9 protein-coding genes and 2 rRNA genes are annotated in these 14,166 nt (G+C 48.1%); 8 read left to right on the top strand and 3 right to left on the bottom strand.

All coding sequences use genetic code 11. The features are described from left to right. Nucleotides 1-113 precede the first annotated feature (113 nt). The 8 genes from M3M37_RS06110 (at nucleotide 114) to M3M37_RS06075 (ending at nucleotide 10,566) form a co-directional block, all read left to right on the top strand. A 23S ribosomal RNA gene (locus M3M37_RS06110) occupies nucleotides 114-3,029 on the top strand. Between the two features lie 70 nt (nucleotides 3,030-3,099). Next, a 5S ribosomal RNA gene (gene rrf / locus M3M37_RS06105) occupies nucleotides 3,100-3,216 on the top strand. Between the two features lie 114 nt (nucleotides 3,217-3,330). Next, nucleotides 3,331-4,620 carry a cation:dicarboxylate symporter family transporter gene (locus tag M3M37_RS06100; RefSeq protein WP_252794932.1) on the top strand — a complete coding sequence of 430 codons (1,290 nt, stop codon included), beginning with the start codon at nucleotides 3,331-3,333 and terminating at the stop codon, nucleotides 4,618-4,620. A gap of 258 nt (nucleotides 4,621-4,878) precedes the next feature. Continuing rightward, nucleotides 4,879-5,958, top strand: coding sequence for a carbamoyl phosphate synthase small subunit (locus tag M3M37_RS06095; RefSeq protein ID WP_252794931.1), 1,080 nt, complete (start codon nucleotides 4,879-4,881; stop codon nucleotides 5,956-5,958). A gap of 16 nt (nucleotides 5,959-5,974) precedes the next feature. Next, entirely contained in the window at nucleotides 5,975-9,148 is a 3,174-nt protein-coding gene (gene carB, locus M3M37_RS06090; RefSeq protein WP_252794930.1) for a carbamoyl-phosphate synthase large subunit, read from the top strand. 164 nt (nucleotides 9,149-9,312) lie between these two features. Then, complete coding sequence (locus tag M3M37_RS06085) at nucleotides 9,313-9,930, top strand: hypothetical protein (protein ID WP_252794929.1); 618 nt, start codon at nucleotides 9,313-9,315, stop codon at nucleotides 9,928-9,930. Between the two features lie 25 nt (nucleotides 9,931-9,955). After that, the gene (gene mazE, locus M3M37_RS06080) at nucleotides 9,956-10,201 is read left to right on the top strand and encodes a type II toxin-antitoxin system PemI/MazE family antitoxin (RefSeq protein ID WP_252794928.1); all 246 of its coding nucleotides are present in this window, start codon (nucleotides 9,956-9,958) and stop codon (nucleotides 10,199-10,201) included. Between the two features lie 14 nt (nucleotides 10,202-10,215). Continuing rightward, a complete protein-coding gene (locus M3M37_RS06075; protein ID WP_252794927.1) occupies nucleotides 10,216-10,566 on the top strand; it encodes a type II toxin-antitoxin system PemK/MazF family toxin in 351 nt (116 codons plus the stop codon). 42 nt (nucleotides 10,567-10,608) lie between these two features. On the opposite strand, the gene M3M37_RS06070 is transcribed toward M3M37_RS06075, so the two are convergent. Genes M3M37_RS06070 through M3M37_RS06060 form a run of 3 tightly spaced genes read right to left on the bottom strand, consistent with a single transcriptional unit; the run spans nucleotide 10,609 to nucleotide 14,039 of the window. Then, nucleotides 10,609-11,208: a hypothetical protein gene (locus M3M37_RS06070; protein WP_252794926.1), complete on the bottom strand. Its 600-nt coding sequence runs from the start codon at nucleotides 11,206-11,208 to the stop codon at nucleotides 10,609-10,611. A 13-nt stretch (nucleotides 11,209-11,221) separates the two neighbouring features. Beyond that, the gene (locus M3M37_RS06065; RefSeq protein WP_252794925.1) at nucleotides 11,222-12,796 is read right to left on the bottom strand and encodes a bifunctional metallophosphatase/5'-nucleotidase; all 1,575 of its coding nucleotides are present in this window, start codon (nucleotides 12,794-12,796) and stop codon (nucleotides 11,222-11,224) included. After that, the gene (locus tag M3M37_RS06060; protein WP_252794924.1) at nucleotides 12,780-14,039 is read right to left on the bottom strand and encodes an MFS transporter; all 1,260 of its coding nucleotides are present in this window, start codon (nucleotides 14,037-14,039) and stop codon (nucleotides 12,780-12,782) included. Before M3M37_RS06060 ends, M3M37_RS06065 begins: the two co-directional genes overlap by 17 nt. Nucleotides 14,040-14,166 lie beyond the last annotated feature (127 nt).

The raw sequence follows: 14,166 nt of genomic DNA, 5'->3' as shown, positions 1-14,166 counted from the left end.
CTGTAAGAATTATATTGATTGATATAATTTTAACCGAGAAAACCATTGTGTAATTTGAGTTTTTTAATGTGTTTAATCGCTAAACTCAATAATTTATAATCCGTCGGATTATAGGTTAAGTTAGAAAGGGCGCATGGTGAATGCCTTGGTACTAGGAGCCGATGAAGGACGGAACTAACACCGATATGCTTCGGGGAGCTGTAAGTAAGCTGTGATCCGGAGATTTCCGAATGAGGAAACTCGATTAGTGTAATGACTAATCACTACGTAGTGAATTCATAGCTACGCAGAGGCAGACGTGGGGAACTGAAACATCTAAGTACCCACAGGAAGATAAAGAAATTTCGATTCCCAAAGTAGCGGCGAGCGAACTGGGAATAGCCCAAACCGAACCTTCGTGGTTCGGGGTTGTAGGACTGAACATTTGAGTTACAAAAGAATTTGATAGCTGAAGCAGTTGGGAAGCTGCACCAAAGAGAGTGATAGTCTCGTAAGCGAAATTGAATTCCCTCAGTTCAGGATCCTGAGTACGGCGCCACACGTGAAACGGCGTCGGAATCCGGGAGGACCATCTCCCAAGGCTAAATACTCCCTAGTGACCGATAGTGAACCAGTACCGTGAGGGAAAGGTGAAAAGCACCCCGGAAGGGGAGTGAAATAGTTCCTGCAACCATGTGCCTACAAGCAGTCAGAGCCCGTTAAGGGGTGATGGCGTGCCTCTTGTAGAATGAACCGGCGAGTTACAGTTGCATGCAAGGTTAAGCCGAAAAAGCGGAGCCGTAGCGAAAGCGAGTCTTAAGAGGGCGAATTAGTATGTTGCCGTAGACCCGAAACCAGGTGATCTATCCATGTCCAGGATGAAAGTGCGGTAATACGCACCGGAGGTCCGAACCCGTGTACGTTGAAAAGTGCTGGGATGAGGTGTGGATAGCGGTGAAATTCCAAACGAACTTGGAGATAGCTGGTTCTCTCCGAAATAGCTTTAGGGCTAGCCTCGGAATTAGAATCATGGAGGTAGAGCCACTGTTTGAGCGAGGGGTCCGTCTTGGATTACTGAGTTCAGATAAACTCCGAATACCATTGATTTATGTCCGGGAGTCAGACGATGAGTGATAAGATCCATCGTCGAAAGGGGAACAGCCCAGACCGCCAGTTAAGGTCCCTAAATATATGCTAAGTGGAAAAGGAAGTGGAGTTGCTTAGACAACTAGGATGTTGGCTCAGAAGCAGCCACCATTTAAAGAGTGCGTAATAGCTCACTAGTCGAGTGATTCTGCGCCGAAAATTTACCGGGGCTAAGCATATTACCGAGACTGCGGACGCAACTACGTTGCGTGATAGGAGAGCGTTCTAAGGGCAATGAAGGCAGACCGGAAGGACTGTTGGAGCGCTTAGAAGTGAGAATGCCGGTATGAGTAGCGAAAGACCAGTGAGAATCTGGTCCACCGAATGACTAAGGTTTCCTGGGGAAGGCTCGTCCACCCAGGGTTAGTCGGGACCTAAGCCGAGGCTGAGAAGCGTAGGCGATGGATAACAGGTTGAGATTCCTGTACTAGTTAATTATGTTGGAACGATGGAGGGACGCAGAAGGGTAGGTTGAGCATCCGGCTGGAAAAGGATGTTTAAAACGTAAGTCAGGTGAGGAGTGAAATGCTTCTGACCGGGTTGACAAGCGTTGATGAGGATCGAAATTAAAGTAGAGAAGCAACCGATGTCACGCTGCCGAGAAAAGCTTCTAGTGAGTAATTAACTACCCGTACCGCAAACCGACACAGGTAGTCGAGGAGAGGATCCTCAGGTGAGCGAGAGAACTCTCGTTAAGGAACTCGGCAAAATGACCCCGTAACTTCGGAAGAAGGGGTGCTGACCGTCAGGTCAGCCGCAGTGAAGAGACTCAAACGACTGTTTATCAAAAACACAGGTTTATGCAAAATCGTAAGATGAAGTATATGGGCTGACGCCTGCCCGGTGCTGGAAGGTTAAGTGGAAAGGTTAGCTTCGGCGACGCCTCGAAATGAAGCCCCAGTAAACGGCGGCCGTAACTATAACGGTCCTAAGGTAGCGAAATTCCTTGTCGGGTAAGTTCCGACCCGCACGAAAGGCGTAACGATTTGAGTACTGTCTCAACGAGAGACTCGGTGAAATTAAGATACCTGTGAAGAAGCAGGTTACCCGCGACAGGACGGAAAGACCCCATGGAGCTTTACTGTAGCTTGATATTGGGTGTTTACATAGCTTGTACAGGATAGGTAGGAGCCATTGAAACCGGGACGCTAGTCTCGGTGGAGGCACCCGTGGGATACTACCCTTGCTATGTGAACACTCTAACCCTGAGCACTCATCGTGCTCGGAGACAGTGTCTGGTTGGCAGTTTGACTGGGGCGGTCGCCTCCTAAATAGTAACGGAGGCGCTCAAAGGTTTGCTTAGAATGGTTGGAAATCATTCTGTAAGTGTAAAGGCAGAAGCAAGCTTGACTGTGAGACTGACTAGTCGAGCAGGGACGAAAGTCGGACTTAGTGATCCGGTGGTACCGTATGGAAGGGCCATCGCTCAACGGATAAAAGCTACCCTGGGGATAACAGGCTTATCTCCCCCAAGAGTTCACATCGACGGGGAGGTTTGGCACCTCGATGTCGGCTCATCGCATCCTGGGGCTGTAGTTGGTCCCAAGGGTTGGGCTGTTCGCCCATTAAAGCGGTACGCGAGCTGGGTTCAGAACGTCGTGAGACAGTTCGGTCCCTATCCGTCGCGGGCGCAGGAAATTTGAGAGGAGCTGTCCCTAGTACGAGAGGACCGGGATGGACATACCGCTGGTGTATCAGTTGCGCCGCCAGGCGCACCGCTGAGTAGCTATGTATGGATGAGATAAACGCTGAAAGCATCTAAGTGTGAAACTCGCCTCAAGATGAGATTTCCCATTCCTATATGGAAGTAAGACTCCTGAAAGATGATCAGGTCGATAGGTTAGAAGTGGAAGCGTAGCGATACGTGAAGCGGACTAATACTAATCAGTCGAGGACTTAACCAAGGAAAAGCAGAATGGAAACTCAGCAGGAAATAATATTAGCTAGTTTTGAGGGAACGAAGTTCACTCAGAGTGTGGTGGCGATAGCCTAAAGGATACACCTGTTCCCATGCCGAACACAGCAGTTAAGCTTTAGCACGCCAAAAGTAGTTGGGGGATCGCCCCCTGCAAGGATAGGACGTTGCCACGCGCAGTAAAGGCACTTTCGAAGCAATTCGAAGGTGTCTTTTTTTATGCGTTTTTGGAAAAGCTAACTAATTGATGTATAATCGATATGATTGTTCAGAATAAAGGAGCTAAAATGATGAAAGAGAAACGTTTTTTTCGGATTACATTAGGTTGGCAAATCATGCTAGGCTTGCTGTTAGGAATTGTCTTGGGAGTTATTTTCTATAAGAACCAGACGGCCATTACCGCAATGCAAAGCATTGGAACCATGTTCATTAGTTTAATCCAAATGATTGTGATGCCCATCGTGGTTTCGTGTTTAACCGTTGGGATTGCTAGCATGGGGGACATTAAAAAGGTAGGTCGAATCGGAGGGAAAACGTTAATTTATTTCGAATTAATGACGACGATTGCGATCATCATTGGATTAGTGGTGGCTAACATTGCCCACCCCGGATCTTTTATTGATGTTCACGCGATGCATTCATCGGTGGATATTAGTAAATACGTTTCCACGGCTCAGCATTCTAAGAATGAGGGCCTCTGGTCAATGTTAATTGGCCTCATTCCAACGAATATCTTTGGCTCCCTTAGTAAGGGTGACATGATGCCGGTGATTGTGTTCTCCGTATTCTTTGGACTAGGAACCGCGGCAATTGGAGAACGGGGCCAAGTCATCGTTGACTTTATGAACGCCGTTTCCCAGGTCATGTTTAAAATTACGAACTGGGTCATGCACCTAGCTCCCATCGGGGTCTGTGCCTTGATTGGAGTGACGCTCGCCGAACTGGGAATTGGAGCATTACTACCACTGGGATACTTTGTCTTACTGGTCTACCTCACCATGATTTTCTTCGTATTGATTGTTATGGGCATCGTTGCCCGGTTGTGCCACTTCAAGCTCCATGAACTACTAGTGGTCATTAAAAACGAAATTGTACTGGCTTTTTCGACCGCGAGTTCAGAAGCCGTAATGCCTAAGATGATTGAAAAGATGGATCACTTTGGGGTCAGTCCTTCGATTGTTTCCTTCGTAATTCCAACCGGATACACGTTTAACCTGGATGGATCGGCCATTTACCAATCCATCGCGGCCCTCTTTTTAGCCCAGGCCTATAACATTCACCTTTCCTTAGGCCAACAAATCACGTTGATGATTGTGTTAATGATTACTTCCAAGGGAATGGCAGGAGTACCAGGAGCGTCCTTCGTGGTCTTACTAGCTACGGTTTCGACCATTGGGGTCCCGATGTCTGGGTTAACCTTCATTGCCGGAATTGACCGTTTTGTCGACATGGGACGGACGGCTGTGAACGTGGTCGGAAACTCATTAGCCACGGTTGTGATTGGGAGTTCCGAACACGAGTTTGATGCTGATAAAGCCACTGCTTATTACCAACAAACTAGAAAGAAGCAGGTTTCCTAGCAAAAGAATGTTTGACATTTGGCGCTGTGATGATATGCTTAGATAAATTAAATATGCAAGTAAACTGGTGCGTTATTAGTTGTCTGTAAGTTAGTTCTGTGAAACTAATCAGGCAACGAGCAGCAGCACGTTCTAATCAATTAATCGTTTCCGGAGAGAAACCAATTGACGTTCAACATCATTTTGACTTCAATTTAGCTACTCCCGGTGAACGGTGAGTAGCTTTTTTTATGGTGAAATGACAAGGGAGGCCTTTTTGTGGCAACACGGTATTTAGTTTTAGAAGATGGTACCATTTACGCCGGCACTGCTTTTGGTGGGAGCCGCGATAACATGGGAGAACTGGTCTTTAGTACGGGAATGTCTGGATACCAGCAATCAATTACGGATCAATCCTACAATAACGAAATTTTGATGTTCACGAACCCCTTAATCGGAAACTACGGGGTGAACCGCGATAACTTAGAATCGCAAGTACCGACTTGTAAAGGAGTCGTGGTCAGAGAGATTGCCCGTCGGACAACCAACTGGCGCATGACGATGTCACTCTCTGAGTACCTGGAACAACATGATATTCCAGGAATTAGTGACATTGATACGCGTGCGGTGACTCGGCACATTCGGGAACAAGGAGCGATGCGTTCTGCTTTGGTAAACGAAGTGACCGACGAAACGATGGCCGAGTTACAAAAATGGGCGCGGAATCCCCACGCCATTAACGAAAGTGCCACCCACAACGCTTACTCTGCTCCAGCGACCGGCCGGCGGATTGCTGTAATTGACTTTGGTTTAAAGTACTCAATCCTGCGGGAACTTTCCAAGCGGAACTGTGACGTTGTGGTCTTACCACCCACGGCGACTGTGCAAGACGTGGAAGATGTTTACCCAGACGGCGTCTTATTGACCAACGGACCGGGAGACCCCACGGCAGTGCCAGAGGAAACCCTAGAAATGATTAGAACCGTGGAACAAAAGTACCCGTTATTGGGAATTTGTATGGGACACCAGCTCTTTGCCTTAGCAAACGGCGCCACGACCACGAAGATGAAGTTTGGACACCGGGGCTTTAACCACCCCGTGCGCAACTTAGAAACCGGCCGGATTGACTTTACGTCGCAAAACCACGGTTACATGGTGGAACGAGCTTCCGTTGATCAGACTGACCTCAAAATCCTGTTAGAAGAAATTAATGACCACTGTGTGGAAGGACTACGGCATCAATCACTGCCAGCCTTTTCGGCCCAGTTCCATCCGGATGCTGCGCCTGGTCCTCACGATGCTGACTACTTATTTGATGAATTTATGCAATTAATTGATCAAAATCCGGTGCAAAAATAGAGAAAGGTTGAACAAAATGCCACAAATAACTGACGTGAAAAAAATCATGGTAATTGGTTCCGGACCGATTATCATCGGGCAAGCAGCCGAATTTGACTACTCGGGAACCCAGGCCTGCTTAGCTTTAAAAGAATTGGGTTACGAAGTAGTGCTGGTAAACTCTAACCCAGCTACGATCATGACGGACCGGGAAGTAGCTGATGAAGTTTACATTGAACCCCTGACCCTAGAATTTGTGGCCCGGGTGCTGCGAAAAGAACGTCCGGACGCCATCTTACCCACTTTAGGGGGCCAACAAGGTTTGAACATGGCTAAGGAACTTTCTGATGCTGGGATTCTGGACGAACTCCAGATTCAACTGTTGGGAACGGACTTGGCTGCCATTAACGAAGCCGAAGACCGGGAACAATTTCGTGATTTGATGCAAGAATTAGGGGAACCAGTTCCCGAATCAACGATTGCCACGACCACGGAACAAGCCTTGGCCTTTGCGGACCAGCACGGGTATCCGGTGATTGTTCGGCCTGCTTTTACGATGGGCGGGACCGGGGGTGGAATCGCTCACAACGAGGAACAACTCCAAGAAATTGCGGCTAACGGATTAGATCTCTCGCCCGTCACCCAAGTTTTAATCGAACAAAGCATCGCGGGCTACAAGGAAATTGAATTTGAAGTAATGCGGGACCACGCTGATAACGCGATGGTGGTCTGCAACATGGAAAACTTTGATCCGGTGGGAATTCATACCGGTGATTCAATTGTGTTTGCCCCAACGCAAACCCTCTCAGACGACGAAGTGCAGATGTTGCGGGATGCCGCATTGCGGATCATTCGGGCTCTGAAGATTGAAGGGGGCTGTAACGTTCAGCTCGCCCTCGATCCCAACAGCATGCACTACTACGTCATCGAAGTGAATCCGAGGGTTAGTCGTTCGAGTGCGCTCGCTTCCAAGGCAACTGGTTATCCGATTGCCCGGATTGCCGCTAAAATTGCGGTAGGCCTGAACCTCGATGAAATCATGAACCCCGTGACCGGCACGACGTATGCCGAATTTGAACCAGCCTTAGACTACGTGGTTTGTAAGATTCCGCGGTGGCCGTTTGATAAATTTACCCAAGCCGATCGCCACCTAGGCACGCAGATGAAGGCCACCGGGGAAGTCATGTCAATTGACCGGACGGTGGAAGGGTCGATTTTGAAGGCCGTGCGTTCCTTAGACATTGATCAAAAGGACCTAGCTAATCCTGAGTTATCCCAGTTAAGTCAGGTGGAATTAGAAGAAGGATTGGTTCATGCTCACGACGACCGCCTCTTTTACCTCTACGAAGCCTTACGGCGGGGGTACACCATTGACCAACTAGCTGATTTAACCAAGATTCACATCTTCTTTTTGGACAAGTTATTGCACATCTTTGAAATTAGTCGGGAACTGGCTGCACAGCCTGGCGACCTTGCTACCTTAAAAACAGCCAAACGATACGGTTTTTCCGACGAAACGATTGCCCAGCTATGGAACAGTGATGCTGATGCCATTCGGGAACAACGCTTAGAAAATGGCTTAGTTCCGGTTTATAAAATGGTGGATACGTGTGCCGGGGAATTTGAATCCAAGACGCCGTACTTCTACAGTACCTATGAATGGGAAAACGAGAGCGAAGTTAGTGCTAAACCGTCCGTGCTCGTCCTCGGTTCCGGTCCGATTCGGATTGGGCAGGGGGTGGAATTTGACTACGCCACGGTGCACTCCGTAGAAGCCATCAAGAAGGCTGGCTACGAAGCCATCATTATGAACAACAACCCAGAAACCGTTTCGACGGATGCTTCCATTTCCGACAAACTGTACTTTGAACCACTGACGGTCGAAGAAGTGTTAAACGTGATTGACCTCGAACAACCGCTCGGCGTGGTGGTGCAATTCGGGGGGCAAACGGCCATTAACCTAGCCGAACCACTGGCTGAACACGACGTTAGAGTCTTAGGAACCAGCGTGAACGATGTGAACCGGGCTGAAGATCGGGATGAATTCGATCGGGTGATTAAAAAATTGGGAATTCCCCAACCAGTCGGGGGAACTGCTACGGATCCAGAAGCGGCATTACAAATTGCTGACGAAATTGGCTATCCCGTGTTAGTGCGTCCAAGTTACGTGCTGGGGGGTCGGGCCATGGAAATCGTGCGGCGTCGGGAAGACCTCGAAAACTACATGAAAAATGCCGTGCGGGTTTCCCACGACCATCCTGTATTGATTGACCAATACTTGACCGGAAAAGAATGTGAAGTGGATGCCATTAGTGACGGCGAAACGGTGCTGATTCCGGGAATCATGGAACACATTGAACGGGCCGGGGTTCACTCCGGAGACTCGATGGCCGTTTACCCGTCCCAGACGTTGTCTAACCACGTCAAGGACCAAATTGTAGCGTACACGGAACAACTAGCGCTGGAACTGAACTGTGTGGGTCTAATGAACATCCAGTTTGTAGTTCACAATGACCAAGCCTACGTAATTGAAGTGAACCCACGGGCCAGCCGGACGGTTCCGTTCCTGAGCAAGGTGACGGGTATTCCAATGGCGCAAGTGGCTACCAGAGCTATTCTGGGCGAAAGTTTAGCCAGTCAGGGGTATCAATCCGGATTGGCTCCAGAAAGCAAACTAGTGCACGTTAAGGCACCGGTCTTCTCTTTCTCGAAGCTCAACGACGTTGATACATTGCTGGGACCCGAAATGAAGTCAACCGGGGAAGTCATGGGATCCGATCGGACCTTCCCGAAGGCCTTGTACAAAGCCTTTGAAGCTGCTAAACTGCACGTTCCCAACCACGGCCGAGTCTTATTGACCGTCAAGGATGATGATAAGGAAGAAACGGCCCAACTGGCGCACCGGTTTGCGGACCTCGGTTACCAGATTTTGGCCACGCCTGGAACGGCGAAGTTCTTTTCCGAACATCAAATTCCAGTTCAAGAAGTGGGGAAGGTCGGCGAAGACCATGACCTGCTAGAAATGTTGTTAGGCAAACAAATTCAGATGGTGGTCAATACGGTTTCCAATACGCAGGGAAGCGAACGGGACGGCGCCATGATCCGGAGCGCAGCCATTGCCGATGGCGTGCCGTTGTTTACCTCACTGGATACGGTCTCCGCCATCTTACAAATGTTAGAAGATCAGTCGTTTACGACCCAGAGTTTGTAGTCAATGTTTCATGTGAAACACAAATAACGAAAATAGACCGCTAGCCAAATGAGCTAGGGGTCTATTTTATTTTTTGGGGGAATTTGATGGGTTACTGATTACCAGGCAAAAACCAGGTATAATTAGGGATAAAGAAAGAGCACGGAAACAGCAGGAGGATTTTCATGGCATACGGACGCAACCAGAAACCCCCGTTTTACCGGCGGTGGTGGTTCTGGCTCATCATCTTTTTACTATTCATTGGGGTGATGGCTAATTACCAGCAAAATGGAACCCAAGGCACCCATCCAAACACGGCCCCCAAAACGGCGGCGCATAAAACGGGAATTACGCGTGAACAATATAACCAAATTGCAATGGGCCAAGACCAGGCCACGATCAAGAAAACGTTGGGAACAGCGAACACAACTTCAGAAACGGATGTGAACGGACAAAAGGCCGTCGTTTGGACGTGGTCCAAGTTAAATCATGCTTTTAAAGCCAGCTCAATTTCGGTTACGTTCGTGGACGGTAAGGTGGAAAGCAAGGGCTATTTGAACTTAGCTGCTAAGCAACTAAAACCGATTAGTCAAGCTACCTATGATTCGATTCAATCAGGGACTACTTATGACGAGGTAATCCAAAAAATAGGGCGACAACCCGATTCCGAATCGGTTACTACACTGGGCGAAGCGACCAGCAAAACGATTAGTTACCTCGCTGATAAAAACGGGAAAGCCCAAACGTTTGTGTTAAGCGCGGATCGTTTAGTTTCCAAAACGCAAACACAATTTAAACAATAAGTACAGTGAAAGTGGGGGATTGTTGATGGCAGTTAAGCTACGAAAAGTCGGGGACGCTCGGGTCTTAACCGTGCCCCAAGCAGTAGTCGCTAAGGTTGGGACGACGTTTACGGTGAAGCAAACGGCGGATGGTTCGATTGTATACACGCCAGAACGAGCTAATCCGTTTGAGGGTGATTGGTTTCACCACGATTTGAAGCAAACGGACGTCACCACGGGAATTAACGAATTTTTGGATAACGAATGGAGTTATTCCACTAAAAAAGATTAAGAGAGGAACCGATTATGTACGTTCCAGTGAAAGGGGACATTGTGGAACTCGATTTTAATCCGAGTTCAGGCGAGGAAATTCGCAAACGCCGTCCCGCGTTGGTCATCAGTACGAAAAAATACAGTGAACTCACGGACCTAGCCTTTGTGTGTCCCATTACCCACGCGGACCACAACCGGTTACGCGAAATGGGGCTTTTAATCCCAGTTAATAATGCGGACGTGAGTGGGTACATTAATCCGCTGCAGTGTCATACGTTTGATTACCGAGCCCGGCACATGGAAATCATTGGACGGGCGAGTCCCGTCGTGTTAGCTCAGGTGGTTCATGTGATTAACGAGATTGTGAATGCTAAAGAAATTTAGACAGCAAAAAAGGCCTGCAACATGATGTTGTAGGCCTTTGGTTTAGTTATTGCGAATCGAATCTAAGTCACTGGCACCAATGTATTTTTGGTAGTCTTCTCCATCATAAGTAAAGCTGTAATCTTGAGCAGTTGGTTGCTTGGTAAAGATCTGGAAGTAACCCATCCGGGTGTAACTAGCAATGACTGGTTGCTTCGTCCCGTTGATGGTGATGGTAGCGGGCCAGTATCTAGTTACATTATCAACCCCGTTTGTAGTGGGCAAATTTGTTTCCTTACTGCCCTGATAGTAAACGTTTGCTTGACTATTTGAGTTATTAGACTGGTTCTGATCTGATGGTTGTTGACCAGCAGTGGCGGTGCTTTGCTCGTTCGTTTGGTTGGTACCTGTTGCTGGTTGTTCCGACTGATTTTGCTCAGTATTGGTGGCGTTCTTACTTTTATCAGCGGTCTGGTCTTTTTGTTCTTTTTGCTGGTCGTTCTTTGCTTGCTTGGACTTTTTACTGTCAGCTTTTTTCTGCTTCTCTTGCTTGCTACTCTTAGCGGTTTGGTCAGATTTTGACCCAGAGGATTGTGAGCCACAGGCGGCCAATGTAAGTGCTAACGTTAGGCAAGCTCCCACGGTGATTAATCCTTTTTTCATGTAAAGAGTCTCCTTAATTCTTTTCTAATTCACTCGCCCGGACCCGGAAATTATTCGGTTCCGTCGCGTGGTAAGGATCATGCTCTTGGAGATATTTAATCATTAAATTGGGAATGGTTTCACTGGTTTGCTTGATAACCTTATCAATGGAAAACATTTGGTAATCGCCGCCCCCGATGGCTCGATAGTTGTTCATGGCGACCACTAATTCTTGGTCATCAGTTACCGGTTGGCCGTGATAATTGAGTTTGGTTACTCGGTGACCGACGGGCTGGGAAATATCAAATTCGTAGTCAACCCCACTGTAAACGTCGTAGTTATAGAGTTGCAACTTGGGTTTTACAAACTCGTCGTTGATGACAATTTGACCGTCACGAACCGTGAAGAACTTAGCGTTTTGCTCCAAGGCAGCCCGCATTTCTTTGCCGGTAATCCGTTCGGAAAAAGCGGTGTTTGGATACGAGTAGTTACTGATGATTTCGCGCATGGAAACGCTTGGACTCAGTCCGGTGATTTCATTGTTAAATAACGCAGTTCCCGAAATATCGGTCCCCAGAGCTTCCATCTGGACTTGATTAATTAAAGCCAGGTAAGGATGACCATGCAACCGGGCTTGCAAGTGATCGTGGATGCGTAAATCGGCCCCCGTAACGGTGCCTACCGGTTCCTCGAGCCACGCTTGAACTTGGTTTTCGACCTGTGGATCAGGCAGTAATGATTTATCAATGGCAACGTCTGCGGTTTTTAAGAGCTGGCTCGTCCCATTGATTACGTGATGATCATCATCCAGGGTTAGGGTGATTTGCCCGACATTACTACCCCGCACACCGGGTTGCGTAAACGGTACGTGATTAATGATTCCCGCCAGTTCCCGGTGTTGGTGCCCGGTAATCAAAGCGTCAATGCCAGGAACGGTGGTGAGGAGGCGGTAACCTTCGTTTTCAACCGTTTCCTTTTCCGTTGGTTCGCCGGTTTCTGGATCTGCTTCTAACCCACCGTGGTAAGCCACGATAACGACGTCCGCTTGCTGGCGTAGTTGGGGAACCAGTGCTTGAGCGGTTTCTAAAATCGAATTAAAGGTTAATCCCTGAATGTTCTCAGCCATTTCCCAGTTCGGGACAAAGGCGGTGGTTAACCCCAGGATAGCAATTTTGACGCCTTGTTTTTCAATAATTTGGTAGGGAGCGTCAGCAATGTGTTCGTGTTTGGCACCCGTAATGTTGGCGCTTAAAATCGGGTAGTTGCGTTTGGCTTCCGCAGCCAGAATGTAGTCGATTCCGTAGTTAAATTCGTGGTTTCCGAGTACTCCGGCATCGTAGCCAATCTGGTTAGTGATTCCTGTCAGATAATCCTTAGGGGTGTCTGGTTGTTCGGCGAGGTAGCTCGTTAGTGGTGAGCCCTGAATCAAATCTCCGTTTTCAACGGCCAGGACGATTTCGTCTGCTGCGGCTTGTTCTCGGGCTTGTTTGATGATGGTACCGGCTTTTAACAAACCAATCCCAGTATAGTTATCCTTGGTGCTGTAATTCGTGGGGTAGACGTACCCATGCACGTCACTCGTGGAAAGCAGTTTAATTGTTTTTGGCATAACGTGGATGACCCTTCTTTAGTTGTTTAATTGACATCATGACAACGAAGCTGACTACGTAGCAGCAGCTCATGAAGATTACGACCATCGTGATGGTGGAAACGTCCATGATGAATCCTATTAATACGGGCGTAAACGTTCCAATCGTCTTGGCAATCGACATAATGGTGTTGTTAGCCGTGGCCCGGTTTTTGCTGGGGTAGAGGCTGCTAACGACGGCTCCATATCCACTATACATCCCGTCGGTGAGAAAACCAACGATCGTTCCGGCGGCCACAAATTCAAGTTTAGTTTGTGCCATGATTAGGAGGTAAACGGAAGCAGCGGAACCTAGCAGGTAGATCCCAAAGGCTAACCGACTGCCGAACCGGTCTTGCATGTAACCAAACACGGCGATTCCGGCGGCCATTCCGATAATGGTAAAGACCATCCAGATTGAAGAACTAGCCACGTTGACGTGCATTCGTTCCTGGGCAATGGTCGGTAACCAGTTCATGACGGTTGTGTAACCGGCAATGTGAATCAGGAACATGATGATAATCCGCAGGGATAAAAAGGCTTCGTGAGGGGTTGAAAAGAGGGACCACACGTCACCAAGGTGAATTTTTTCACTGGTTTTGGCTAATTCGTGGTTGTGAGTAAACGTTTCACTTTCGGGTAAGTGGAAGCGGATGAACCAGGCTAGAATAACGGGTAAAATCCCGATGAAGAAGAGTAAATGCCAACCGTAGTGGGGGATGATGAAGGCGGCTAGTAACGATGCCAGCACGGCTCCTAGTTGTCCGGCCACTCCGGCAGCAGAGGAAATTCGGCCCATGTATTTTTTAGCAAAGGCTTCGCTCAGCATGGTTAAGGCAATTCCATATTCACCACTGGTCCCGATTCCGATGATGATTCGGAAGACACAGAGCATGAAGAAGGAGTTGGTCAGTCCCATGCCGGCGGTTCCAAGCGCATAGATAAAAATTGACCAACTTAACGTTTTGACCCGGCCAAATTTATCGGCGAGGATTCCAAAGCCGATGCCTCCAAAGAGGGACCCGATGGCAGTAATGGACGGGATTAAGCCCCCTTCGGCCTTGGTAATATGTAAGGTCGCAATGATGGATGCTAGGGCTAACCCGATAAAGGCGGAATCCATTCGTTCTAAGACGAACCCAATTCCTGTGGACAGGGACACCCGTTTTTGGTACTTCGTAAACTGCTTAAAGTGCTTAAAGTGCTTAAAGTGCTTAAAGTGCATAAAACTTCCTCCAAATAAAAAAGTGATTTTGGCAGGGTCTGAGGGTTCAGAGCGCATAAAATCACTTTGGTTATGGAATTCGTCTTTAGTTAAATAACCGTGCTTGTGGTTTCTCTGAACCGACTTA

Origin of the sequence: Fructilactobacillus carniphilus, from assembly GCF_024029675.1 — a bacterium.
GTDB classification, from domain to species: Bacteria; Bacillota; Bacilli; order Lactobacillales; family Lactobacillaceae; genus Fructilactobacillus; species Fructilactobacillus carniphilus.
Note: the sequence above shows the minus strand (reverse complement) of the source record. Positions and strands in the feature narration are given on the sequence as shown.